This is a genomic window from Euzebya rosea (assembly GCF_003073135.1).
GTDB classification, from domain to species: Bacteria; Actinomycetota; Nitriliruptoria; order Euzebyales; family Euzebyaceae; genus Euzebya; species Euzebya rosea.
Map to the genome: position 1 here is coordinate 1 of NZ_PGDQ01000001.1, position 23,776 is coordinate 23,776.

Consider the following 23,776-nt stretch of genomic DNA (forward strand, 5'->3'; position numbering starts at 1 on the left):
GCAGGCGGCGCGTAGGGAGGGCCGCAGGCGGTGGTGTGGGCAGTCAGTCCTGCTGCTCCACCGCCGCCGCGAGGCGGGCGACGGCGTCCTCGACGGCGGTGACCAGCTCGCGGATCAGGATGGGCTTGACGGCCTCCAGCGCCAGGGGCCGCAGCTTCTCGAGCGCGCCGATGGCGTCCGACGGCGATGGCGCCCCGTCGGTTCCCAGCTCGACGGGGCGCACCAGGAAGCGTTCGGCGATCCCCACGAAGGCGTCGGCCACACCCGACAGGTCGACGCGGACCCGCTCGAACAGGTCGAGCACCTCGGCGAGCGGCACGCCGATGCGCGTCAGCTCCACGCCGGCCTGGAGGAGCAGCGGCGAGGGAACCCGCAGCTTGTTGGACGGTCCCGGCTCGACCAGCCGCAACCGGATGGCCCGGGTCAGCAGGGTCGCGTCGTGCATCGCCTCGGGGAACCGCACCAGCAGCTCGGGGACCGAGACGATCTCCGGTTCCTCGGTCTGGAAGGGGGAGTTGAGGATCTGCTTGAGCGTCAGCAGGTGGCTGAAGTCCCCACCGGCCGACCAGGCGTCGAGGGTCTTGCGGATGGCCTCCAGCGAGAAGCCACGGTCCTGCAGGTAGGTGATGATGTCCAGCCGCTGCAGGTGCTCGTCGGTGTAGAAGCCGGTTCGTCCCTCCAGCTCGGGGGCGGGCAGCAGGCCCTTCTCCCGGTACGCGCGGATGTTGCGCGACGTCACACCCGTCCGCGCGGCGAGCTCGTCGATCCGCATCCGCATGCGCCCAAGGGTACGCACGACGTGCCATCTCGTGGTGGCACGTGGCCCGGGCCCCGGCGGCACCGTCCGGGGTGGTGTCCGTAGGATGCGCCCATGAGCTTTCCTCCGCAGTGGGCCGTCGAGCGGGTTGTTGGACACGGGGTCGTGCGTCGCCTCGAGTGGCGCGACCGGACCGGGTCCACCAACGCCGATCTCAGCGCTGCCGCAACGGCTGGCGAACCCGCAGGCCTGGTCATCGGGACCGACCTGCAGACCGCCGGGCGCGGTCGGCGCGGACGGTCCTGGTCGGAGTCCCCGGGCCGGGGCCTGGCGCTGTCGGTCCTGCTGCGGCCGTCACTGCCCACCAGTCGGTGGCCGCTGCTGCCGCTCGTCGCCGGCCTCGCCGTCCACGACGCGGCGGCGTCGGTGGTCGGCGCCGAGCGGATCGGGTTGAAGTGGCCCAACGACCTGCTGCTGGACGGCACGAAGACCTCGGGGGTCCTCGTCGAGGCCCTGGGGGATGCGGTCGTCGTCGGCATGGGGGTCAACGTCGACTGGCGCGGGGTGGACCGTCCTGCCGACCTGCGGGCGACCAGCCTCGCGGAGGCCGTCGACGGTGATGTCGACCGGGCCGCGGTGCTGGTGGAGCTGCTCGAGGCGCTCGGACGGTGGGTCGACCTCGCCGAGACGGACCCCGAGGCGGTCGTGCCGGCCTACGTCACCCGCTGCGCAACCCTCGGTACCGACGTCGTCGTCCACGGCCCGTCGCCGGTGACCGGTCGCGCCGTCGGGCTGACCCACGAGGGCCACCTGCGCGTCCGCCGGGAGGACGGGACCGAGGTCGTGGTGTCCGCCGGCGACGTGGAGCACCTGCGCCCGGCCGGCTGACCCCGCCGCATGGCTACTGGGCCGGGCCGACCTGGCCGGCCATCAGGCGTGGGAACAGGTCACCCGGCTGCGGGCGGATGACCGACCCGCCGCCGATGGTGCCGAACGGGCCCGAGATCGTGACCTGCTCGATGTGCTCGGGCGGGATCCGCAGGGCCAGCAGCGCGAGCGGCAGCACCTCCGACGGCGGGATGTTGTGCACGGCGCTGCGTTCGAACAGCTCCACCATCCCCAGGACGTTGGTCAGCTCGCCGCCGGACTGGACGCGCATCTGCTGCAGGGCCGAGATGATCATCCGGCCCTGGTTGTGGCTGCGGCCGATGTCGCCGTTGGACAGGCTCTTGCGGTCCCGTGCGAACGCCAGCACCTGACCGGGGTCGACCCGCTGGAAGCCGGGCTCGAGGTTGGTCCCGCTGAACGGGTCGTGCATGGGCTGCTGGACGTCGAGCTCCAGGCCGCCCAGCCCGGTCGCCACCTGCTCCAGCGACCAGAACGATCCCAGGGCCCAGAAGTCGATCGGCAGTCCGCTCCATGCCTCGAGCTGCGCCTCCAGCCGCTCGGGGCCCCCGAACGCCAGGTGGGCGTTGACCTTGCTGCCGCCGATCGCGGAGTCACGGGGGATGTCCACCACCGTCATCCGGGTGGTCCGGGTGTCGACGACCAGCAGGTGGATGCCGTCCGCGCGGGCGGTCAGGGGGTTGCCGGGCCGATGGGGCGGGCCCTCGTCGCTGCCGATGGCGAGGACGACCAGCAGGTCGTCGTCGCCGTAACCGGCCCCGAACGTCATCGAGCGGGTCAGCCCGTCCAGGGCGAACGCACCGACGGTGCCCGCCAGGACGGCGATCACGACCAGCGGCAGGGCGCCGGCGACGAGGCGCCGCACCCGGCTCACGACAGGACCGCCTGCAGGTCGCCGCCGAACGTCGTGTCGGCCTCCAGCGCAACCAGCTCGGGACCGGCGCCACGCTCGACGAACGAGGCCACCCCGGTCTGGGTGACCGGACCGCTCACGCCCGTCAGCACGAGCGTCGCCGAGGTGGACCAGAAGAGCGTGACGGTGCCCAGCCGTGTGGTGTCCATCTGCACCTGCGCCGTCGTGGCCGCGGCCACGTCGGTGATGCCCAGGACGTCGGGTCGGTCCAGCACACCGAGGCCCTGACGGGCCTCCGGCGGCAACGACGCGGGGTCCAGCAGCGTGGCGACGGCGGCGTCGGTGAGCATGGTGTCGGTGCTGACCCACATGGCGTTGACGAAGTCGCGCAGCCGGTCGCTGGCCGCGGTCACCCACTGCCCGGCGACGGCCGGATCGACGGCGGCGGGGGCGGCGCCGAAGATGCCGTCGCTGCTGGTGGACGCCAGCTGCACGCCGTCGACGCGGACCTCCAACGGGGGGCCCTGCGGCAGCGGCTGGGGTTCAGGCGGCGCGGTGGGGACCGCGACGGTGGGCGTCGGGGTCGGGGTGGCCTTCGCCAGCGCGTCGCCGTTGGCGGTCACCGGGGGCCCGGTGGTGCAGGCACCAGCCGACAGCGCCAGCGCCACGACGAACGCCAGGGCGCGCAGCGATCCGCTCGGGGAGCGTCGCAGGGTGTGGCCCGTGGCAGGGCGAGCGGTCGAGGGGCAGGGCACGGCTGCCCACCAGCGTGCCACCTCGTGGCGTCCGTGGCCCCTGACCGGGTCCGACGCGCGCGGGGCCGGTAGCCTCCGTCGCATCATGGCGGCCATCGACGAACCCCTGCCCCCCTGCCCCGCCTGCGGCGCCGACACGACCCGGGTCACCGAGGACGTCAGCGACGAGGTCACGGTGCTGGGATGTGGGACGTGCACGCAGACCTGGGCCGTCCGAGCCGACGACAAGGACACGACGAAGTGACCGCCTACCCCGCCCTCGGCACCGGCGCCGACCCGACCAGCGACCAGTTCGCCTCCTGGACCCAGGCCAACACCGGCCTGGTCGACGACCTGCGCGACCAGCTGCGCAACGTCCGCGGTGGTGGCGGCGAACGGGCTCGGGCGCGGCACACCGACCGCGGCAAGCTGCTGCCGCGCGACCGGGTCGACGCGTTGCTGGACCCCCTCTCCCCCTTCCTGGAGCTCTCGCCGATGGCGGCGCACGGGCTGTACGACGGTGATGCCCCCTCGGCCGGGATCATCACCGGGGTCGGCAGGGTCAGCGGCCGCGAGTGCGTCATCGTCGCCAACGACGCCACCGTCAAGGGCGGCACCTACTACCCGATGACGGTCAAGAAGCACCTGCGCGCCCAGGAGGTGGCGCTGGAGAATCACCTGCCGTGCATCTACCTCGTGGACTCCGGCGGGGCCTTCCTGCCCAAGCAGGACGAGGTCTTCCCCGACCGCGAGCACTTCGGCCGGATCTTCTACAACCAGGCCAACCTGTCCAAGCGCGGTATCCCGCAGATCGCGGCCGTCATGGGCTCGTGCACCGCGGGTGGCGCCTACGTCCCGGCGATGTCGGACGAAACGGTGATCGTCCGCGAGCAGGGCACGATCTTCCTGGGCGGTCCGCCGCTCGTGAAGGCCGCCACCGGTGAGGTCGTGACCGCCGAGGAGCTCGGTGGTGGCGACCTGCACAGCCGTACCTCCGGGGTGACCGACCACCTCGCCGACGACGACGCGCACGCCCTGCAGATCGTCCGTCGGATCGTCGCATCGTTCGGGCCGAAGGCACAGGCCCCGTGGACCCGCGAGGCGTCCGTCGAACCCAAGGTCGATCCGTCCCAGCTGTACGGCGTCGTGCCGCCGGACACCAAGACCCCCTACGACGTGCGCGAGGTCATCGCCCGCATCGTCGATGGGTCGGGCTTCCAGGAGTTCAAGCAGCTGTACGGCACCACCCTGGTCACCGGCTTCGCACGGATCCACGGCCACCCCGTCGGCATCGTCGCCAACAACGGGATCCTCTTCCGCGAGTCGGCGCTGAAGGGTGCCCATTTCATCGAGCTGTGCGACCGCCGCAAGACCCCGCTGGTGTTCCTGCAGAACATCTCCGGCTTCATGGTCGGCAAGGACTACGAGGCCGGTGGCATCGCCAAGGACGGGGCGAAGATGGTCACGGCCGTCTCGACGGCGTCGGTGCCCAAGCTGACCGTCGTGGTGGGCGGATCGTTCGGGGCCGGCAACTACGGCATGTCCGGCCGCGCGTACTCGCCCCGATTCCTGTGGATGTGGCCCAACGCCCGCATCTCCGTCATGGGCGGCGAGCAGGCCGCCACGGTGCTGGCGACGATCCGTCGCGACCGGGCCGAGGCCAAGGGCGAGGAGTGGAGCGCCGAGGACGAAGCGGCCTTCAAGCAGCCCCTGCTGGACCAGTACGAGACCCAGGGCCACCCGTACTACTCCACCGCCCGCCTGTGGGACGACGGGGTCATCGATCCGGCCGACACCCGCATGGTGCTGGGCCTGGCCCTGTCCGCCTGCGCCAACGCCCCGGTCGAGGACCCGTCCTACGGCGTGTTCCGCATGTAGCCGGGCCCGCCCGCGACGGGCGGGGTCAGCGGTCGGGTCGGTCCGTCCGGTCCGTCCGTTCGGGCCGCGGTGACGGGTCGGCGGGGCTGCCGAACAGGCGGCGGAAGGCGGCGTCCATCACGTTCACGCCGGCGTTGGTGACGCCGCGGGCGGTCTGGCCGATGCGTTCCGTCGGCGGGGCGAACACGGCGTCCTGGATGCCGTCGCGCATGGCCTGGCGGAACTTCGGGGCCAGGTCGTCGCCGGTCCGCAGCGCCTCCTCCCGCAGCCGGACGACGGCGTCGGCGGTCACCTCCTCCGCCACCGTGCGCGCACGATCCTCCAGCACCGGCATGACCCGACGCGACCACAGCCAGTACAGCACCGCGCCGGTCAGCGCGGCGCTCAGCACCGCCGTCACGACGACGAGCAGGAGATCGGCCATCGGCGTGATCCTACGCCCCCACCAGCAGACGGCCCGTCGCGGTCTACCATCCGCCACCATGACCATGCAGCAGAGCCACGAGACACTGCGGGTCGAGGTCGACGACCGCGGCGTCGCCACGATCACGATGGACCGACCCGAGGTCCGCAACGCGTTCAACGACACCCTCATCGGGGAGCTGTCGTCGGTCGCTGCGGCCCTTGCCGCCGATGACGACGTCCGGGTCGTGGTCCTCACCGGCGGCGGGCCGGTGTTCTCCGCCGGGGCCGACCTCAACTGGATGGGGTCCATGCGCGACTGGTCCCGCGAGGAGAACGTCGCCGACTCCCGTCGCATGAACGGGATGCTCCGCAGCCTGTGGGACCTGCCCAAGCCGCTGATCGGCCGCGTCAACGGGCACGCCATCGCCGGGGGGACCGGCCTGACCGCCGTTTGCGACATCGTCGTGGCCGTCCGCGGGGCGAAGCTGGGGCTGACCGAGGCCGTCCTCGGGCTGGCTCCCGCCGTGATCTCGCCCTACGTGGTCCGCAAGATCGGTGTCTCCCAGGCCCGCGCCCTGTTCGTCACCGGCGAGCTGTTCGACGCCGAGCACGCCCACCGCATCGGCCTGGTCCACCAGCTCGTCGACGACGTCGACGCCCTGGACGTCGCCGTGGCCGAGACCGTCCGCCGGTGCCTGAAGGCCGGTCCTCGGGCCGCTGCCGTCGCCAAGACCCTGCCCGACCTGGCGCTTGACGACCTCGACGTCGCCACGGACCGCACCCCCGGCATCATCGCCGAGCTGCGGGTCTCCGAGGAGGGGCAGGAGGGCATCGCCGCCTTCTTCGAGAAGCGTCCGGCCAGCTGGGTACCGCAGTCAGAGGAGAAGTAGCAGCCGTGTTCCACACCGTCCTGGTCGCCAACCGTGGCGAGATCGCCGTTCGCGTCATCCGCAGCCTGCATGCCATGGGCATCCGTGCCGTGGCCGTCTACTCCGACGCCGACGCCGAGGCGCTGCACACCCGCATGGCCGACGTCGCCGTCCGGCTGGGCCCCGCTGCCGCCAGCGAGTCCTACCTGCGCCCCGAGCTGATCGTCGAGGCGGCCCGCCGCACCGGCGCCCAGGCCGTCCACCCCGGCTACGGATTCCTGTCGGAGAACGCCGGGTTCGCCCGTGCGCTCGACGAGGCCGGCATCACCTTCATCGGCCCACCGCTCGGTGCCATCGAGGCGATGGGCGACAAGATCAGCGCCAAGGACCTGGCGATCGAGGCGGGTGCCCCCGTCGTGCCCGGCGTGCACCGGCCCGGCATGTCCGACGAGGAGCTCATCGCCGAGTCCGAGGGCGTCGGCTACCCCCTGATGGTCAAGGCCTCCGCCGGTGGGGGCGGCAAGGGCATGCGGGTCGTCCGCGACCCCGCCGGCCTGCAGGAGGCCATCACCGCCGCCCGCCGCGAGGCCAAGGGCGGCTTCGGTGACGACACCCTGATGCTGGAGCGGTTCGTCGAACGCCCGCGGCACATCGAGATCCAGGTCCTCGCCGACACGCACGGTCGGACCCTGTGGGTGGGGGAACGCGAGTGCTCGCTGCAGCGCCGCCACCAGAAGGTCATCGAGGAGTGCCCGTCCCCGGCGCTGACCCCCGAGACCCGCCGGGCCATGGGCGAGGCCGCCGTCGCGATCGCCGAACGAGTCGGCTACGTCGGCGCTGGCACCGTGGAGTTCATCACCGACGCGGCCGCCGAGGAGTTCTTCTTCCTGGAGATGAACACCCGCCTGCAGGTCGAGCACCCCGTCACCGAGGAGGTCTACGGCCTGGACCTCGTCGCCGAGCAGGTCCGCATCGCCGCCGGCGAGGCCTTGTCGTTCGACCAGGACGACCTGGTGCCCCACGGCCACGCCGTCGAGGCCCGCGTCTACGCCGAGGACCCCTCGTCGGGCTTCCTGCCGACCGGGGGTCGGGTCGTGCGGTTCGACACGCCCGACGACATCCGCGTCGACACCGGTGTCGGGCGTGGCGCGGTGGTCACCTCCGACTACGACCCGATGGTCGCCAAGGTCATCGCCGTCGGTGAGGACCGCGCCGAGGCGCTGGCCCGACTGGACCGGGGCCTTGCCGACACGACCCTGTTCGGCTTCCCCTCCAACATCGCCTTCCTGCGCGCCCTGCTGGCCGACGACGACGTCCGCTCCGGCGACATGCACACCGGGCTGATCGCCGACCGCGGCGACGCCCTGACCGACGCGGAGGTGCCCGACGAGGTCTATGCCGCCGTGGGCCTGGCCACGATCGCCGTTCGCGAGAGCGGCCTGCCCGGCGTCGTCGACCCGTTCGACCTGCCGGGTGGCTGGCGGCTCGGGGAGCCCGGCTGGACCCGCTGGCGCCTGCGCGCGCCCGGGACCGAGGCGGTCGAGGTCAGGGTGCGGATCAGCCGGGACGGCCCCGAGGTCGTGGTCGGCGACGGGGACGTGTGGCCGGCGGCGGTGTCGCTGGTCGGCGACCGGCTGCGGGTGGACCTGCCCAGCGGTCGCTGGACGTGGACCGTCGACCTGGCCGAGGACCGCGCGTGGATCGGTGCCGACGGCCGCGCCTGGCTGATCAGCGAGGAGGACCTGCTGGCCGCCAACCGGGGTGCCGGTCCCGGCGGCGCAAGCGGCACGCTGGTCGCACCGATGCCCGGTTCCGTCGCGGCGGTCAGCGCCGCCGTCGGCCAGGAGGTCACGGCCGGGCAGACCCTCGTCGTGGTCGAGGCCATGAAGATGGAGCATCCGCTGGTCGCCCCGTTCGACGGCGTCGTGGCCGAGGTCCACGTGCAGGCAGGCAGCCAGGTCGGCATGGAGGACCCCCTCGTGCGCGTCGAGCCTGCCGAGGACGGTCCCGCGGCCCCAGCCGGCGACGAGGCGTCCCCGTGAGGCGGCCACAGGTCCTGCCTGACCCGACCGGCGACCTGCCCGAGCGCGTCACGATCTGGGAGGTGGGTCCACGCGACGGCCTGCAGAACGAGGCGACGGTCGTCCCGGCGGCGGTCAAAACCGCGTTCATCGACCGCTTGGTCGCGGCCGGCCACACGATCGTCGAAGCCACCTCGTTCGTGCACCCCAAGTGGGTGCCGCAGCTTGCCGACGCCGCCGAGGTCCTCGCCGGGATCAGCCCGGCCGACGGGGTCACCTTCCCCGTGCTGGTCCCCAACGAGCGTGGCCTGGACCGCGCCGTCGAGTGCGGCGTGACCGACATCGCCGTCTTCGCCAGCGCCACCGAGGCGTTCGCCCGGAAGAACCTCAACCGCGGCCTCGACTCCCAGTTCGACATGTTCGAGCCCGTCGTGTCCCGAGCGCTGGGGGAGGGGATGCGCGTGCGCGGCTACCTCTCCATGGTGTTCGGTGACCAGTGGGAGGGCGACGTCGACCCGGCGCAGGTCGTCACCGTCGGTCGCCGCCTGCTGGACCTCGGCTGCCACCAGCTGTCCCTCGGCGACACCATCGGCGTGGGCACCGCCGGTCACGTGCGCGCGGTCCTGCGGGCGTTCGCCGACGCCGGGATCGGCATGGACCGCATCGCCGTGCACTTCCACGACACCTACGGGCAGGCGCTGGCCAACACGGTGGTGGCGCTGGAGGAGGGCGTCACCGTGGTCGATGCCTCGACCGGCGGGCTCGGCGGCTGTCCATACGCCGAGTCGGCCACGGGGAACCTGGCCACCGAGGACCTCGTGTGGATGCTCGACGGGTTGGGCGTGCACACCGGGGTGGACCTGGCGGCGCTGGTGGACACCAGCACCTGGATGGCGGGTCACCTCGGTCGGCCGTCCCCGTCCCGTGTGGTGCGCGCGCTCGCCGGCTGATCGTGGTGTCGTCGACACCGACAGTAGCTGTGGATGAAATGCTTTCTGTTCGTCTCACGCTGGGGTAGAGTCGATCACGCAGCGACAGGGAGGACTGCCCCGTCGTCGCACCTTCCAGAGGGCTCTGCCGTCGGCGTGGTTCCCCCGTGACCGACGGCCTCGCGAACCCTTCAGGCGCCTCCGTCCCCCGGCGGAGGCGCCTTTCTGCGGGCCGACGCCGTCGTGATCGCGTCGGCGCCGTCAACTACGCTTGGCGGCATGAGCGAACCCCGAGGTGCAGGCATGGGCGGCGGCCTGCTGTTCCTGGCCGTTGTGTTGTTCCTCGGCTACCTGGTCATCACGACCATCGTCGGCATCCTCAAGTGGATCGTCGGCGCGGTCCTCGTCCTTGCCGTCGTCGGCATGGCGATGCGGATCGCCGACCGCCGGTAGGCGTCACCGGGGCAGCGGGGCCCGGTCCCGTCAGTTGACGTCGTCGAGCGGCGGCAGCACGAGGTCCTGCCCCTCGGGGTCCAGCACGCCGTTGCCGCTGGACACATGCGGCGGCAGCCCTCGTTCGGGGGCCTCGCCGAACGTGTCGTAGTGTGCGCGCAGGAACGCATCGGCCGCGGCGGTGTCGAACCCCTCGCAGGCCTGCCGCTGGAACCACGCCGTCAGCACGACGTCGGCGTCATCCGGGAGGCGGATCGGGTACTCGGCCACCACGAGCTTGGGGTAGTCGCCCGCGAGCCCGGCCTCTGCCCAGGCACGGAGCGCGGCCAGGTCCTCGGCGGAGGTGTCGACGTCGTACCAGATCACGACGTAGCCGTGCTCGAGGTTGTGGGTGGTGATGCGGGGGTCGACGACGACGTCGAAGACCCCGGACCTGACGACCTGGCCGATGTGGGGACCCGACGACGGGGGCTGGTCGGGGTAGATCAACGACGGCGCGCTGTTGACCATCTCCTCGGGGCCGAGGTGGCCGCCGCCCAGGTCGGGCTGGGTCGTGTCGGCCGTGCAGCCGGCGGCGGACAGGTCCGCGGTGGCGGGGACGCTCGGCCCCGAGGGGTCTCGGAGCTCCAGCAGCAGCCAGCCGCCGAGGCTGATCAGGGCGATGGCGACGACCGCACCGTAGACCCACAGCCACCGCGGCACGCCGCCCGACGGCGGGGACGGTGCGGCTGGGGTCGGCCAGGGCGGGGTGCCGGGCGGCGGCCCGGTGGGAGGTCCGACGGGCGGTTGACCGGCCGGCGGGTACCCGATGGGTGGCGGACCGGTGGGTGGCGGACCGGCCGGTGGCGGCCCGGACCACCGAGGGCCGTCGGGCGGCTGGGGAAGCGACATCGTCCGCAGGCTAACCGGGCAGCGCCCTCGGCCCCAGCAGGGCACGGACGGGCCGTACACTGCGCCCCTGCCCCACGGACCGACTGGAGCCCCCGAGCCATGGCAATCTCTTTCGAGCTCACCGACGAGCAGCAGGACCTCAAGGACCTCGTCCGCGCATTCGCGGTCAACGAGGTCGCCCCACGTGCGGAGGAGATGAACGCCAAGGGCGAGTTCCCCACCGACCTGGTCCGCCAGATGGGTGACATGGGGTTGTTCGGCCTGCCGTTCCCCGAGGAGTACGGCGGCTCGGGTGGGGACTACCTGTCGCTGTGCATCGCGATCGAGGAGCTCGGTCGTGTCGACCAGTCCGTCGGCATCACCCTGGAGGCCGGAGTGGGCCTCGGCGCCCAGCCGATCTACAAGTTCGGCAACGAGCAGCAGCGCAAGGACCTCCTGCCCCAGCTGGCCGAGGGCAAGAAGCTGGCCGGGTTCGGGCTGACCGAGCCGGGCGGTGGCTCCGACGCCGGCGGGCTGCGCACCACCGCGCGCCGCGACGGTGACCACTGGGTCATCAACGGCTCGAAGCAGTTCATCACCAACGCCGGTACCGACATCTCGGAGTTCGTGACCATCACCGCGGTCACCAACGACGACCCGCGCGAGGTCACCAACTTCGTCGTCCCGACGGGGACGCCCGGCTACACGATCGGCAACGGCTACCGGAAGGTCGGCTGGCACGCCTCCGACACCCGGGACCTGTACTTCGAGGACGTCCGGATCCCGGCGGAGAACCAGCTCGGCGAGACCGGCCGTGGATTCGCCAACTTCCTCAACATCCTCGACGAGGGTCGCATCGCCATCTCCGCGCTGGCGGTCGGGCTGATCCAGGGATGCGTCGACGAGTGCGTCCGATACGCCCACGAACGCGAGGCGTTCGGCAAGCCCATCGGCAGCTACCAGGCGGTGGCGTTCAAGATCGCCGACCTCGAGGCCATGGCCGAGGTGGCACGGAACCAGTACTACTACGCCGCCTGGCTGCTCCAGGAGGGCAAGCCCTTCAAGAAGCAGGCGTCGATCGCCAAGCTGATGTCCACGGAGTACGCGGTCACCGCGGCCCGCGAGGCCTGCCAGATCTTCGGCGGCTACGGCTTCACGACCGAGTATCCCGTCGGCCGCTTCTACCAGGACGCCAAGATCCTGGAGATCGGCGAGGGCACCAGCGAGGTCCAGCGCATGCTGATCGCCCGGGCCCTGGGTCTGCCCCGGGGCTGAGGACAGGAGCTGGCGAGGAACGAGCCCTCGTGAGGTCCGGAGGCGCCGCGGCGGGGGTTCGAAAGGGGGCGGAGCCCCCTTGGGTCAGCAGGGCCTGCCGCGGGGCTAGGACCCTTCGCGCGTCTGCTTGACGGCGTACATCGCGCGGTCGGCGGCGGCCACCAGGTCCTCGACCGCGAGGTCGGGCCCGGTCGTGCGGGTGCCGACGCTGGCGGTGACCCCGACGAACGGGCCGTCGTCGCCTGCCACGGGGACCCGCACGCTGGAGACCGCCAGCCGAACTCGCTCGGCCAGCGTCGCGGCGGCGGTGGCGTCGGTGTGGGTGGCGACGATCACGAACTCGTCGCCGCCGAAGCGCACGACCAGGTCCTCGCGTCGTGCCGTCTCGCTGATGGCCGTGGCCACCGCCCGCAGCACCTCGTCACCGACCTGGTGGCCGTGCTCGTCGTTGACCCGCTTGAACCCGTCGAGGTCCACGAGGAGCAGGCTGGTCGGTCCGTCCTGCGGCCCGCTCCCGACCCGGCCCAGCACCGTCTCCAGCGCCCGGCGGTTGGCCACGCCGGTCAGCGGGTCGGAGGTGGCCGCCTGCTGGGCACGGCTCATCTCGTGCTGCAGCGACTCCACCTCGCGGGCGGACAGGGCCCCGTGCAGCGTCGCGAGGCGCTGGCGCCAGAGCACCCGTGACAGGGTCAGGCCGTACGCCCGGCCGGCGGCGGCACCCTCGATGCCGGCTTCGTGGGCCATCTCGGTGAGCAGCCATCGGGCGTTGGCGGTGATCTGCCAGTCGGCGGCGTCCTCGGACAACCTCGCGGCTTCCTGGGCGACCTCGAGGGCCTCCTCACGACGGCCCGTCCGCCACAGCGCTCGTGCCAGGGCGCTCCCCACGGTCGGCCGGCCACCGGTGTGCTCGGTGTGGTCGGGGTCCTCCCAGACCGAGCGGAGCTCCTCGACCGACGCATCCGCCAGCGCCGGCGGGCGGGTGACGAGCTCGAGGGACCTCGCCATGGCGACGAGGTGGGGGTTCTCCAGCCTGCGGGCCTCCTCGACCGCCCGACGAGCGTAGGCGTTGCTGGTGTCGCGGTTGCGCCGCACGTCCTCGCCGTCGGCTTCCTCGGGTGCCGCACGTTCGATCTCGTCGGCCCACCGCTGATGGACCTCGGCCAGGTTGACGTAGTGGATGACCGATGCGGCCGGGGCCTCGACCGGGTTGTCGATGGGGGTGGCGTCCTCCAGGTGCGGGATGGCCAGCTCGTACAGCCGCAGCTCGAGGTAGCAGTATCCGAGCCCGTTGTGGGCCCAGCTCGCGAGCCCGGGATCGTCGGTCCGTGCCAAGTCGTACTCGGCCCGGGCGAGATCGCGGAGCGCCGCGTCCACGCGGTCGGTCCTGATCTCCGCCATCGCGCGCAGGCATCGAGCGTTGGCCATCCAGCCCGGCTGCTCCAACCGTCGGCCTGCCGCAAGGCACGCATCGGCCGCCAGGATCTGCTGCTCGTGGTTGCCCAGGGCGTGGTGGGAGACCGCGGCGGCGTACCGCAGGGGAGGCTTGTCCTCCAGACGCACCCCCGGGGCCACGAGCCCCTGCTCGACGAGGGTGACCGCGTCGGCAGCCCGCCCGAGCTGCACGAGCGACAGGGCACGGCTGGCCGCCTCGCGCGGGGGCACGAGCGGCTCGTCGGGTGGGGGCGGGGGCTGTTCGGTCGACATCGTGGGTAGCTGCGCGACCGCACACGGTAGCCCGTCGGGGACCCTCGAGTGGCCTGCATCGCCCGGGACGTGTGCCCGTCCGGGAACGAAAGAGGCCGACCGCTTGGGTGCCACGGTCGGCCTCTTGAAATCGACCGGGCAGGTAGCCCGTGGGTCGGAGGTGGCATCGACCGTCGATCGGACGGGACGCCGTGCTACCGATCATGTTCGCCGATCCGACCGCCGATCCTCCAACCGAGCGCACACTTGGGTCACACGGACCGTCACGCAGGGTGATTCGTGGTCAGGTTGTCGTCGACTCGGTCACCGACGCGAACGATGTGACGCGGGCTCGAGGTCCTCGTCGAGGGGCCGCGGGTCCCCCGCCCAGCCACGGAGCTGCGCCAGACCCTCCTCGGGTCCCAGCACGACCAGCCGGTCGCCGGTCTCCAGCGCGCGGCTGGACCGAGGCTTGTTGATCCACCGCCCCTGACGTTGCAGGGCCAGGACATCGGCCCCCGTGGCGGTCCGCAGCTTCAGGTCGCGGAGGGTCCGCCCGACCATCGGTGAGCCCTCGTGCACGACGGCGTCGTTGACCCGCTCCTCGGTGTCGCTCAGGGCGGCACGGATCACGGGGTGGGTCTCGTCAGGGGACTCCGCCAGCCGGGTCATCTCCTGGGCGGCGTCGGCGATGGCCTCCGAGGACAGGCCGATCTGCAGCAGCGCACGCAGGTCGTCCAGCTCGTCGTCGTCGGTCAGCTCGCGGGCCGCGCGGAGGACCCAGTGCTGGAGCTCGTGGTACAGCGCGTCGCAGCGGTCCTCGATCCCCGACACCTCGCTGGCCAGCCCGGTGTCGTCGAACAGGACCGCGGAGTACGCCAGGCCAACGGCCGCCTCGGCGGCGTTCTTCATCTCCACCAGGATGTCCACGGCACGGTCGAGGTCGGTCAGGCGACCGCCGGAGGCCGGCTGGTGCAGTCCGAGCGGGTTGCCGCCTGCGAGCTCGCGTACGAGGTCGACCCCCTCGGCGGGGCCCTCCATGAACAACACGTCGCCCTTGAGCAGGCGCATGTCGGCGTGCGGGCCGTGCTCGTACTCGACCTCGCGGCGGATCGCGATGACCCACATCCCCGTCCGTGCCGGCAGGGCGAGGTCGCGCAGCGACGCGCCGATCATCTCCGACCCCTTGCGGATCTTGACGCGTGCGGTCACCTCGTCGGCGTAGCGCAGGTCATCGCGCAGGGCGGCTGGCACCCCCAGGTTGCGCAGCTGGACGCGGGCGACGTCCTCGGCGGCGTCGGCGATGGCCTCCATCGAGTTGACCAGCGCCAGCACGCCGGCCAGCTGCTGGGCGTCCTCGGGGGAGCGGCTGGCGAGCATGCACATGATGCGCAGCTCGCGCACGGCCTCGCCCATGAGGTCCTCCAGGCGGAGCACCTCGCGGGCAAGCTTCTCCTCGTCGAGGAAGACCGAGGCGAACGCAAGGTCGAGCATCAGCTCGGTCGCGTCCTTGCCCGCGGTCAGCAGCTCTTTCACGGTTCGGCGCATCTACAGGATCACCACTATCCCAACAGTCAGGCACAGGATGCCAACGAAATCCATGGTGGAGGTCACCAGCGGGATCCCCACGTTGTCCGGGTCGAGCCCGAACCGGAAGGACGCGGTCGCGGCGTAGTAGCCGACCGCGAAGATCATGAACAGGGCGAGGACGCCGGCCGTCATCGTGACGCCGAGCAGCGGCAGCAACCCCGGCCCGCCGTACCCCAGCAGGCCCGCGGCGATGGCCGTCAGCAGCCCGACGGCGAAGTACCCGACGAGCCCGAACAGGACGGTGAGGCTGCCCTCCAGCCATGCCGGTCGCCGGGGCACCGACGTCGGCTCGAGCAGGCCCAGGTGCAGCTGGCTCGACAGCCGAGCGGACAGGATCCCGCCGATCGCACCGGAGCTGGAGATGAACGGCGGGACCGCCACGAGCAGCGCCACGCTCGACAGCAGGTCGGCCTTGCGGGACTCCAGCACGGTGCCGGCGAGGATGCCCATTGCAGCGGTGTAGAGCAGGATCGGCAGGCTCTCCCGGACGATCCGGCGAACGCTGCTCGACGCGGTCCGCAGGCCGAGCACCCCGATGGTGACGGCGAGGACGACGAACGCCCAGCCGATGATGCCGCTCGCGGTCTCGTTGCCGACGGCGAAGGTGCCGACGACGAGGGCGGGAAGGGTCGAGATGTCCGCCGACGCCGCCACGATGGGCGTGCCGATCGCGTCCATGTCCCATTCCTGGCGCTGGGCCGTTCGCGCCAGCACGATCACGACCGCGAGGACCGCGAACGACGACAGGATCGTGCCGATCATCGAGATGAGGACGAAGTCGGTGAAGGAGATGGTCTCGAAGCCACCGATCACCCCGACCAGGCGCGCGGCGGCGGCGAGGATCACGGCCGTGATGACGCTGAGGACCGTTGCGGCCTCGACGTTGCGACCGAGGAAGGACGTTCGGGCGAACGAGCCGTCCATCTGACCGGTCAGCATGCCGGTGCCCAGCCGCGCCCCCAGCGCCCCGAAGATGGCGCCGCGCATGCCGATCGCCGCCGGGGCCAGGACCAGCAGCCCGGGCAGCTCCTCCAGCAACGCGTCCATCGCGCCGAGCACGACACCGGCCACGAGCGTGATGCCGATGCCGATCGACAGGGCCAGCACCCCCTGGCGGACGGTGCGCTGCTCGTGCAGCCAGTGCTGCAGGACCTCGGTCAGGACAGGGAACCGGGCATGACGTCGCAGCAGGCCCACCAGCGCACGGACGCCGGCCAGGAAGGCGGCGACGGCGCGGGAGAGGGGACGGGGCGACACGCGGCGGGAGTCTACGGGCGCCTGCCGACGGGACGGTGACGCGGCCCGGGGACCACCCCGTCCGGGCGTCGCTGTGGCCGGAACCGCACGGATCGAAGAAAGCACTCAATGACTCTTCGTAGCGTTCCGATACCCAGGGTGATTGCAGATGGCGTCCAGTGACGCCGCCCCCTCCCTGAAGGCCTCCGCCGCATGTTCCGTCAGCTCCGTACCGTCGCCCTCCTCGTCGCCGCCCTGCTCGTCCTGAGCGCCGGCGCTGCCTCGGCCGCCGAGGTCGTTCCCGAGGCCGAGACGATGTTCCTCGACCACATCAACGCCTCCCGCGCTGCGGAGGGTCATGGCCCGCTGACGATGAACACCGAGCTGTCGGGCATCGCCCGCGACTGGTCGCACGTCATGCAGGCCGAGGATCGGATGTACCACAACCCCAGCTACAGCCAGCAGTACAGCGGCCACTGGGAGGCCATGGGCGAGAACGTCGGCACGATGTACTGGCCCGGCGGGCAGATCGAGCAGATGGTCCAGGGCCTGCACGATGCGTTCATGGACTCGCCCGGCCACCGGCACAACATCATGGGCGCCTACAACCAGGTCGGGATCGGTGTGGTCCGCCACGGTGACGACCTCTGGGTGACCGTCAACTTCCTGCGCGGTGAGGTGCCGGCCGAGGACGGCGGCCAAGCCGAGCCCGAGGTCGAGCGCTTCGAGTCCGCTCCGTCCGGCGACGAGCACGCGGCCGAGCAGCCCGAGGAGCGCCCCGACGCCGACAAGCCGTACTACAGCCGCCGCTGACGCCTCCCGACCCACCTGCGACCTTCCGAGACGGCCGCCTCCATCGGAGGCGGCCGTCGCACGTCGGGGGCCGCCTCCCCAGCGGTATCGTCCCGGGCATGACCGACCCGGCCACGAACGACTCCGCCTCCGCCCTGCCCCCACGGCGTGTCAGCGACAGCGAGGTCACGTTCGTCCGGACGATGAACCAGCTCGACGCGAACAGGGCCGGCAACGTGCACGGCGGGGTGATCATGCGGGAGGTCGACGAGGCGGCCGGCACCACCGCCGCCCGGCACTGCGGCCGACTCGCGGTCACCGCCGCCATCGACGAGCTGTCGTTCTACTCGCCCGTGGGGGTCGGTGACCTGCTGATCGTCCGTGCCCGCGTCAACGACGTGGGACGCACCTCCATCGAGGTCGGGGTGCGGGTCGACGCCGAGCCGTGGGAGGGTGGCGAACGACGGCACACGACCAGCGCCTACCTGGTCTTCGTGGCGCTGGACGAGGACGGCCGACCCGTGGAGGTGCCACCCCTCGTCGTGGAGGGCGAGGAGGCGCTCCGCCGCCAGGCCCAGGCGCGCGTGCGTCGCCGGCTGCGCAAGGAACGCATCGCCGCGGTCCGCGACGCCTGATCGCACACATCGGGCAGGAAACCGTGGGGGTCGTGTCGAACCTTCCGGGCAGAGCCCGCGCCGGCGGGCACGCCGACCCGGAGCACCGATGCGATCCCGACTGCTGGCCCTCGTAGCCGTCCTGACCCTCCTCACCACCGTCAGCGCCTCGGCGCTGCCCGGCCTCGGCTCGGTCGCCGGCCTTGCCCCGGTGAAGTGCACACCCGACGACGTCACCGTCGACGGCAGGGTCTTCCCCGAACCGCGACTGTCGGCCACGTTCCTCACGTTCGCCGACTTCGAGTGCGGTGTGGGTGTCCTCGACGAGCTGCACCCCGGGCTGATCGAGATCACCGAGCTGGCCGAACCCAGCCGTGGTGGCGCCCCGGTCTACGACATCCGGGTCACCGACGAGTCGGTCCCGCTGGCCGACAAGCGCCACCTGCTGATCATGTCGTCGATCCACGGCAACGAACACGCCGGCCGCGAGGGCGCAGCGCGCGTCATCGAGGACATGGTCGACCAGCGCAACGACCAGGCGTTCATCCAGCAGACGCTGGCGCAGTTCGTCGTGCACTTCGTCTTCCCGAACCCCGACGGGTGGATCAACGGTGACATGACCCACGACGACGGCGGCGTCAACTTCACGCGGGCCAACGACGGCAGCCGTGACCTGAACCGCAACTTCCCGGTCCAGGGCTACCTGCGGGCCTCCAACGGCACGCTGGACCAGCCGGAGGGCCGCGGCCTCGACGCCCTTCTCGCGGAGTTCGCCGACCTCGAGCACGACAGCGACGACCCCGACTACCGCGGCTGGTACCTGGGCACCGACAACCACGGCCAGGGCGTCAAGCCGGTCGCGGCCTCGGGTCTGCAGATCGTCGGCCAGTTCGACTACCGCAAGTCCGAGCGGCTGGCCCGCTTCGCGGACTCGATCTCCGACAACATCGAGGGAATCGCGCTGGACTCCATCGAGGCGCTGAACCAGGCGACCGGCGGGGCCGTGCAGCCCTACGAGTGGGGGACGCTGTACGACATCCTCGGCTACTCCGCTGCGGGGTCGGGCATCGACTACTACAACTCGCCCGTCACCCAGGACGGCCACGGCGTCGAGGGCACCGGGTTCGCGACGGAGATGACCGCGTCGAACCTGCCGTTCTCCAACATCCTGACCCACCCGGGTGAGGTCAACCAGATGTGGGTCGACACCGTGCGGGCCATCAACTACGCGATGTTCAAGACGGCCGTCGAGCCGTTGACCCACACCTTCCCCGTCGGTGGCCGGGCAGCCTACGTCCTCGACCCGACCCCGACCTCCTCGATCGACAGCAACGGGTTCGGTGCCGGCAACGACACCATCCCAGGCAACTTCACGGGCGATGACCCCGAGGTCGACCCCGACTTCTCCTTCACCCACTACACGGTCTCGCGCATGCGGTTCTTCACCGACCTCAACCGCTTCGCCGACAACCCGCTGGACGCCGTCCGGGTGCCCGACGTGCTCTCCGGTGCGACCGACCTGTCGAGCTACGACTCCCTCGTGCTGGCCGACGAGGTCATGCCGGAGGGCACCGACCTCGCTGGCTGGGTCGGCGCCCTGCGCACCTTCGTCGAGGGTGGCGGCAACCTGGTCGTCACCGACGGGGCCGCCACGGTCCTCGCCGACCTGCTCGACGGCATCGACGCCGGCCACGTCGGCGTGACCAACCGCAACGTCGGCTACGTCGACTTCCTCGAGACCTCCGAGGACCACCTCAACGAGGGCCTCCGCGGGGTCGCGTCCCAGACGTGGGACGTCATCCCCGTCGGCTACCCCGACAACGCCGGTGCGGCACCGAACTGGACGGTCGACCGGACCGCGTGGGACGCCCTCCCGGGCGCCGTCACCGCCGGCACCAACGGCACGGGCCGGACCATCTACGGCCAGGCCGACCTCGGCGACGGCACGGTCACCTTCCTCGGTGCCCTCCTGCCCGAGCCGACGGAGGACTACTTCCACCCCTACGGCCTGCAGAACTACGCCGTCACCTACACCGGCTACACCCTGCTGGAGAACATGCTGGACCACCAGCGGTAGGTGGCCACCCGTCGCCCGCCCGGGGGCGGGCGACGGGACGATGGCGGGTGCGGTCAGCGGCGCTTGATCGACTGGGCGTCGCGGTACGTGCGGCCCCACGACCGGGTCGCCTGGCGGTAGGCGGCGATGTCGGCGCGGAGGGCGGCGTTCTCCGACGCCGCCCGGATGCGCTTCCAGCCCTCGAACCGGTCGGGGTCCAGCGTGCCGTCGTCGAGCGCGGACAGGACCGCGCAGCCGGGTTCGGCGTCGTGGCGGCAGTCACCGAAGCGGCAACCGGGTGACAGCTCCTCGATCTCGGGAAACGCCGCGGCCATGCCGTCCTCGACGACGCCGAGGCCGAGCGTGCGCAGGCCGGGGGTGTCCAGGACCGCGCCGCCGCCCGGCAGGGCGACCAGCTCGCGGTGGGTCGTGGTGTGACGCCCCTTGCCGTCGACGGCTCGCACGTCCTGGGTGACCAGGACGTCCTCGCCGACCAGGGCGTTGGTCAGGGTCGACTTGCCGACCCCCGACGCGCCGAGCAGCGCCATCGTCCGGTCGGGGGCCAGCCGCTCGCGCAGCTCGTCGACCCCTTCACCGGTGAGGGGTGAGACGGGCAGGACCTCGACACCGACCGCGGCCTGCTGGGCCCTGGCGATGGCGATGTCGCGACGGCCCACCAGGTCGACCTTGGTCAGCAGGACCAGCGGCTGGGCGCCGGACTCGTAGGCCATGACCACGCCGCGCTCCAGCCGACGGACGTTGGGGTCCTCGCTGGCAACCGCGACGACCCCGACGAGGTCGACGTTGGCGGCCAGGACCTGATCGGCATCGTTGGACGAGCGCTGGCCATGGGTGGTGGGACGGGTCATGGATGTCGACCGGGTGGCGATGCCGGCGAGCAGCCCGTGGTCGGGGCCCGCGTGCGGGTCGGGATGGACGACGACCCAGTCGCCGGTCACCGGCGGGGCCGTCGCCGGGGTCCAGGTCACGCGGACGTGGCCCCGGGCGGTCAGGACGGTCGCGGCCCCGCGGTCGGCGCGGACCACCCGGCCGTGCGCGGCATCGGGATCGATCGAGTCGAGCAGGGCCGGCCAGGGGCCGCCGTACCCGACGGTGGACAGGGACGGGGTGCGGTCGGGCTCACCGACGGCGGGAATGACAGGTTCGGGCATGACAGGTTCGGACAACGCAGTGCTCCTCGAGCAGGTTCGGGCGTGACGAGCGCCCGTGCGGAGCCGATGTGCGTCGGCTGGTCAGGCGCCCGTGGTCGAGTGGGAGGGACGGACGGGCATGGCGAAGCAGATGGCTTCCATGGGGTCCTCACCTCCTGCGCTGCTCGACGGGGCACGACATCCGAACGTGTCTGCCGAGACCGACGTTACGCCACCTTCTCCTCCGTGGCCACCCGCTTCAGGCCGGCCTCGTCGTACCCGCGGGCGATCACCAGCGCCGTCCCCGCCGGCAGGGTCCGTGCGACGAGGAACACCATCGCCTCGTCGACCCGGTCGGCGGCGTGCAGGATGCGGCCGCCGTCGAGGCCCTCGGCGAGCAACGTGGCCTGGGTCCGCCCGCCGATCGCCCACGCGCCCTCGTCGCCGGGGTCGTCCACGAAGTCGTCGGGTTGGCCCAGCACGTCGACCACGGTCAGCGCGTCGGCCGGCACGGGACTCATCGGCCGTCCACCCATCCCGACCCCGACCACGAGGTCGCCGTCCTCGGGGTGGTCGGCCTCGTGCACGACATGCACGTCGGCAGCACCGCCCACCACCACGGTGGCGCCCGTCGCCCACGTGGCCAGGCACAGCACGGGGGCCATCCAGTGGGCCGGCATGTCGAGCATGACGTGCGCCCCGAGGCCGGCGTCGAAGTGGTCCAGCAACAGGTTGGCGCCCTTGGACGCCCAGTTGTGCAGGGTCGCCCAGCTCAGCTCGGTCCGTTCGCCGGTGTCGGCGTCGCGGAAGACCACCGCGGGGGAGTGGCCCAGCTGACGGGCGTGACGGGTCAGGGCGTCGTGGATCGTCATGGCCGCCGAGGGTAGTGGTGATGCGCCGTCCGTCCGCGCTCGATGGGGTCCACGAGCGGATGCATCAGTGCGCCACATGTTGCTGTGTGACGACCGTGGGTCCGGCGAGGCGTTCCCCATCGGCCGGGTGTTCCGCGTGCCGGCGGGGCGACGACGATACGATCGCCGGGTGTCCGCTGGCCATGCCTCCCAGCCTCGTGCCGCGACCGACCGTTTCCTGCTTCCCGATCGACGGATCCCTGCGACCCCGTCCCGATGACCCTGGAGGGCCAAGCCAGCCGTGGCCGCAACCACCCCCGAGCGTGCGGGCGACCTCGCGCCCGGTGTCTTCGGACCGACCGTCGCCGGCGGCAAGCCGCGCAACGGAGGGGTCGACTGGCTGCGCTTCGGCATGCTCGTGGTCTCCGTCGTCACGGCGTTCGCGGTGTTCACGGGTGGCTACTACGCCTTCATCCTGTGGCGCGCACAGCAGAACATCGGTGACCTCGACCTGGTCATCAACACCGAGGGTGGCACCAGCGGCTTCTCCGCCGGTGACGATGCCGACGCGCCGCTCGAGCTGCCCTCCATCGAGGACCTCGAGGACCGCACCACGATCCTCCTCGTCGGTTCCGACAGCCGCGAGGGACTGTCGCAGGAGCAGCTGCAGGCCATCGGTACCGACAACACCGGGACCGACCTGACCGACACGATCATCCTGCTGCAGATCGACCCCAACACCGACGCGGCCGCGATGCTGTCGTTCCCTCGCGACCTGCTGGTCGAGCGCTGCGACGGCTCGACGGGGCGGATCAACCAGGCCTTCTACATCGGGGAGCAGCAGGGCGAAGGGCGTGGTGCGCAGTGCCTGATCGACACGATCACCGCGCTGACCCGCATCCACATCGACCACTACGCCCGCGTGAACTTCGCCGGGTTCGTGCAGGCCGTCGACGCCCTCGGCGGTGTCACGTTCTACATCGAGGAACCGCTGCAGGACCGCTACTCGGGCCTCGACATCCCCTCGGGCTGCGTGGAGTTCGACGGCGTCACCGCCATCCAGTTCGTGCGTGCCCGCCGCCTCGACAGCGACTTCGGCCGCATCGCCCGGCAGCAGCGGTTCGCCCGCGAGATGGTCAACAAGGCCACCTCGGTCGGCACGCTCCTCAACCCGGCGCGGGTGACCAGCCTCGTCAGCTCGGTCTCGGACTCCCTGGAGACCGACCGGGGCTTCGGCGCCAGCGAGATGATCGACCTGCTCAACTCCGTGCGCGGCATCTCCTCCGGTGCCGTCGACGGCCGGACCGTCCCCGGCTACAACAGCAAGTGGGGTGAGGCAGACGTCGTTCGCCTGCTCGAGGACGAGGCCGATGCGCTGTTCCGGGCCTTCCGTGAGGGTGACCTGCTGCCCGAGGGCGTCGGCACCGACGGCGGCGCCATCGAGCTGGGCCCGTCCAACGTCGTCCCGGTGCGCGTGCTCAACGGCGAGGCTCCGGAGGGGACCGGGCAGGAGACCGCTGATGTGCTGGAGGCCCTGGGCTTCACCGTCGCCGAGGTCGGCAACGCGCCCAACTACGGCTTCACGAACTCCCAGATCCTCTACCCCGAGGGACGGGAGGACCACGCCCAGCTGCTGGCCGAGCAGCTCGGCGGCGTGATGATCAGCCCCAGCGCAGAGGACATCGACGAGCTGCAGCTGCTGCTCGGCTCTGGCTTCGACCCCGCCGACTTCGCCCCCGAACCCGACCCGACCGAGTCGGTGTCGGAGACCCCCTCCGCGTCGGAGGCACCGGCCGAGGACGCCAGCGAGGAGGTCTTCGCCGGCGCGGAGCTGTCCGACATCGAGTGCTGAG

The 23,776-nt window shown here is 71.7% G+C and carries 22 protein-coding genes; 12 read left to right on the forward strand and 10 right to left on the reverse strand.

The genetic code is table 11. The features are described 5' to 3' along the window. Positions 1-43: 43 nt before the first annotated feature. Entirely contained in the window at positions 44-778 is a 735-nt protein-coding gene (locus tag CUC05_RS00005) for a MerR family transcriptional regulator (RefSeq protein WP_108664030.1), read from the reverse strand. Between the two features lie 93 nt (positions 779-871). Here CUC05_RS00005 and CUC05_RS00010 point away from each other — a divergent pair, with 93 nt between their 5' ends. Beyond that, positions 872-1,645: a biotin--[acetyl-CoA-carboxylase] ligase gene (locus CUC05_RS00010; protein WP_108664031.1), complete on the forward strand. Its 774-nt coding sequence runs from the start codon at positions 872-874 to the stop codon at positions 1,643-1,645. A 13-nt stretch (positions 1,646-1,658) separates the two neighbouring features. Here the strand turns inward: CUC05_RS00010 and CUC05_RS00015 are convergent, their stop codons facing one another. After that, complete coding sequence (locus CUC05_RS00015; protein WP_108664032.1) at positions 1,659-2,537, reverse strand: LCP family protein; 879 nt, start codon at positions 2,535-2,537, stop codon at positions 1,659-1,661. Continuing rightward, the gene (locus CUC05_RS00020; RefSeq protein WP_157965022.1) at positions 2,534-3,292 is read right to left on the reverse strand and encodes a hypothetical protein; all 759 of its coding nucleotides are present in this window, start codon (positions 3,290-3,292) and stop codon (positions 2,534-2,536) included. The genes CUC05_RS00015 and CUC05_RS00020 overlap by 4 nt, the downstream gene beginning before the upstream one ends. A 64-nt stretch (positions 3,293-3,356) precedes the next feature. Here CUC05_RS00020 and CUC05_RS24345 point away from each other — a divergent pair, with 64 nt between their 5' ends. Together CUC05_RS24345 and CUC05_RS00030 are read left to right on the forward strand one after the other, a co-directional pair. Then, on the forward strand, positions 3,357-3,515 hold the full coding sequence (locus CUC05_RS24345) for a hypothetical protein (RefSeq protein WP_157965023.1): 159 nt from the start codon (positions 3,357-3,359) through the stop codon (positions 3,513-3,515). Beyond that, positions 3,512-5,128 carry a carboxyl transferase domain-containing protein gene (locus CUC05_RS00030; RefSeq protein WP_276308874.1) on the forward strand — a complete coding sequence of 539 codons (1,617 nt, stop codon included), beginning with the start codon at positions 3,512-3,514 and terminating at the stop codon, positions 5,126-5,128. The genes CUC05_RS24345 and CUC05_RS00030 overlap by 4 nt, the downstream gene beginning before the upstream one ends. Positions 5,129-5,153: 25 nt before the next feature. Here CUC05_RS00030 and CUC05_RS00035 read toward each other — a convergent pair whose 3' ends face one another. Continuing rightward, entirely contained in the window at positions 5,154-5,552 is a 399-nt protein-coding gene (locus tag CUC05_RS00035; RefSeq protein ID WP_108664036.1) for a hypothetical protein, read from the reverse strand. Positions 5,553-5,610: 58 nt separating this feature from the next. On the opposite strand from CUC05_RS00035, the gene CUC05_RS00040 reads away from it, so the two are divergent. The 4 genes from CUC05_RS00040 to CUC05_RS24350 all read left to right on the forward strand — a co-directional run bounded on the left by CUC05_RS00040 (position 5,611) and on the right by CUC05_RS24350 (position 9,805). Beyond that, a complete protein-coding gene (locus tag CUC05_RS00040; protein WP_205712049.1) occupies positions 5,611-6,423 on the forward strand; it encodes an enoyl-CoA hydratase-related protein in 813 nt (270 codons plus the stop codon). 5 nt (positions 6,424-6,428) lie between these two features. After that, positions 6,429-8,444 (forward strand): acetyl/propionyl/methylcrotonyl-CoA carboxylase subunit alpha, encoded by a 2,016-nt coding sequence (locus CUC05_RS00045; protein WP_108664037.1) that lies wholly within the window; start codon positions 6,429-6,431, stop codon positions 8,442-8,444. Then, entirely contained in the window at positions 8,441-9,373 is a 933-nt protein-coding gene (locus CUC05_RS00050) for a hydroxymethylglutaryl-CoA lyase (RefSeq protein ID WP_108664038.1), read from the forward strand. The genes CUC05_RS00045 and CUC05_RS00050 overlap by 4 nt, the downstream gene beginning before the upstream one ends. Before the next feature lie 258 nt (positions 9,374-9,631). Next, positions 9,632-9,805 (forward strand): hypothetical protein, encoded by a 174-nt coding sequence (locus tag CUC05_RS24350; RefSeq protein WP_157965024.1) that lies wholly within the window; start codon positions 9,632-9,634, stop codon positions 9,803-9,805. Positions 9,806-9,835: 30 nt separating this feature from the next. On the opposite strand, the gene CUC05_RS00055 is transcribed toward CUC05_RS24350, so the two are convergent. Beyond that, positions 9,836-10,507: a DUF3105 domain-containing protein gene (locus tag CUC05_RS00055; RefSeq protein WP_108664039.1), complete on the reverse strand. Its 672-nt coding sequence runs from the start codon at positions 10,505-10,507 to the stop codon at positions 9,836-9,838. Positions 10,508-10,795: 288 nt separating this feature from the next. On the opposite strand from CUC05_RS00055, the gene CUC05_RS00060 reads away from it, so the two are divergent. After that, positions 10,796-11,950 carry an acyl-CoA dehydrogenase family protein gene (locus CUC05_RS00060; protein WP_108664040.1) on the forward strand — a complete coding sequence of 385 codons (1,155 nt, stop codon included), beginning with the start codon at positions 10,796-10,798 and terminating at the stop codon, positions 11,948-11,950. Positions 11,951-12,055: 105 nt separating this feature from the next. On the opposite strand, the gene CUC05_RS00065 is transcribed toward CUC05_RS00060, so the two are convergent. The 3 genes from CUC05_RS00065 to CUC05_RS00075 form a co-directional block, all read right to left on the reverse strand. Then, on the reverse strand, positions 12,056-13,654 hold the full coding sequence (locus CUC05_RS00065; RefSeq protein ID WP_108664041.1) for a GGDEF domain-containing protein: 1,599 nt from the start codon (positions 13,652-13,654) through the stop codon (positions 12,056-12,058). 303 nt (positions 13,655-13,957) lie between these two features. Continuing rightward, positions 13,958-15,181, reverse strand: coding sequence for a potassium channel family protein (locus tag CUC05_RS00070; protein ID WP_108664042.1), 1,224 nt, complete (start codon positions 15,179-15,181; stop codon positions 13,958-13,960). Beyond that, on the reverse strand, positions 15,182-16,480 hold the full coding sequence (locus CUC05_RS00075) for a magnesium transporter (RefSeq protein ID WP_108664043.1): 1,299 nt from the start codon (positions 16,478-16,480) through the stop codon (positions 15,182-15,184). Between the two features lie 192 nt (positions 16,481-16,672). Here CUC05_RS00075 and CUC05_RS00080 point away from each other — a divergent pair, with 192 nt between their 5' ends. The 3 genes from CUC05_RS00080 (at position 16,673) to CUC05_RS00090 (ending at position 19,942) form a co-directional block, all read left to right on the forward strand. Further along, on the forward strand, positions 16,673-17,272 hold the full coding sequence (locus CUC05_RS00080; protein ID WP_108664044.1) for a CAP domain-containing protein: 600 nt from the start codon (positions 16,673-16,675) through the stop codon (positions 17,270-17,272). Between the two features lie 98 nt (positions 17,273-17,370). Further along, positions 17,371-17,886, forward strand: coding sequence for an acyl-CoA thioesterase (locus CUC05_RS00085; RefSeq protein ID WP_205712050.1), 516 nt, complete (start codon positions 17,371-17,373; stop codon positions 17,884-17,886). 88 nt (positions 17,887-17,974) lie between these two features. Beyond that, positions 17,975-19,942 (forward strand): M14 family zinc carboxypeptidase, encoded by a 1,968-nt coding sequence (locus tag CUC05_RS00090; protein ID WP_108664045.1) that lies wholly within the window; start codon positions 17,975-17,977, stop codon positions 19,940-19,942. 53 nt (positions 19,943-19,995) lie between these two features. On the opposite strand, the gene rsgA is transcribed toward CUC05_RS00090, so the two are convergent. Further along, positions 19,996-21,093, reverse strand: coding sequence for a ribosome small subunit-dependent GTPase A (rsgA, locus tag CUC05_RS00095; RefSeq protein ID WP_108664046.1), 1,098 nt, complete (start codon positions 21,091-21,093; stop codon positions 19,996-19,998). 206 nt (positions 21,094-21,299) lie between these two features. Next, positions 21,300-21,944 carry a TIGR03089 family protein gene (locus CUC05_RS24355; protein ID WP_157965025.1) on the reverse strand — a complete coding sequence of 215 codons (645 nt, stop codon included), beginning with the start codon at positions 21,942-21,944 and terminating at the stop codon, positions 21,300-21,302. Positions 21,945-22,224: 280 nt separating this feature from the next. On the opposite strand from CUC05_RS24355, the gene CUC05_RS00105 reads away from it, so the two are divergent. Beyond that, positions 22,225-23,775 carry an LCP family protein gene (locus tag CUC05_RS00105; RefSeq protein WP_157965026.1) on the forward strand — a complete coding sequence of 517 codons (1,551 nt, stop codon included), beginning with the start codon at positions 22,225-22,227 and terminating at the stop codon, positions 23,773-23,775. The last annotated feature ends 1 nt before the right edge of the window (position 23,776 follow it).

Excerpts from the sequence above, each read along its gene's own strand:
- CUC05_RS24350 (WP_157965024.1), top strand. The coding sequence starts at position 9,632 with ATGAGCGAACCCCGAGGTGCAGGCATGGGCGGCGGCCTGCTGTTCCTG.
- CUC05_RS24345 (WP_157965023.1), top strand. The coding sequence starts at position 3,357 with ATGGCGGCCATCGACGAACCCCTGCCCCCCTGCCCCGCCTGCGGCGCC.
- CUC05_RS00035 (WP_108664036.1), bottom strand. The coding sequence starts at position 5,552 with ATGGCCGATCTCCTGCTCGTCGTCGTGACGGCGGTGCTGAGCGCCGCG.
- CUC05_RS00070 (WP_108664042.1), bottom strand. The coding sequence starts at position 15,181 with ATGCGCCGAACCGTGAAAGAGCTGCTGACCGCGGGCAAGGACGCGACC.
- CUC05_RS00010 (WP_108664031.1), top strand. The coding sequence starts at position 872 with ATGAGCTTTCCTCCGCAGTGGGCCGTCGAGCGGGTTGTTGGACACGGG.
- CUC05_RS00005 (WP_108664030.1), bottom strand. The coding sequence starts at position 778 with ATGCGGATGCGGATCGACGAGCTCGCCGCGCGGACGGGTGTGACGTCG.
- CUC05_RS00085 (WP_205712050.1), top strand. The coding sequence starts at position 17,371 with ATGACCGACCCGGCCACGAACGACTCCGCCTCCGCCCTGCCCCCACGG.
- CUC05_RS00040 (WP_205712049.1), top strand. The coding sequence starts at position 5,611 with ATGACCATGCAGCAGAGCCACGAGACACTGCGGGTCGAGGTCGACGAC.
- CUC05_RS24355 (WP_157965025.1), bottom strand. The coding sequence starts at position 21,944 with ATGACGATCCACGACGCCCTGACCCGTCACGCCCGTCAGCTGGGCCAC.
- CUC05_RS00090 (WP_108664045.1), top strand. The coding sequence starts at position 17,975 with ATGCGATCCCGACTGCTGGCCCTCGTAGCCGTCCTGACCCTCCTCACC.
- rsgA (WP_108664046.1), bottom strand. The coding sequence starts at position 21,093 with ATGCCCGAACCTGTCATTCCCGCCGTCGGTGAGCCCGACCGCACCCCG.
- CUC05_RS00080 (WP_108664044.1), top strand. The coding sequence starts at position 16,673 with ATGTTCCGTCAGCTCCGTACCGTCGCCCTCCTCGTCGCCGCCCTGCTC.
- CUC05_RS00065 (WP_108664041.1), bottom strand. The coding sequence starts at position 13,654 with ATGTCGACCGAACAGCCCCCGCCCCCACCCGACGAGCCGCTCGTGCCC.
- CUC05_RS00060 (WP_108664040.1), top strand. The coding sequence starts at position 10,796 with ATGGCAATCTCTTTCGAGCTCACCGACGAGCAGCAGGACCTCAAGGAC.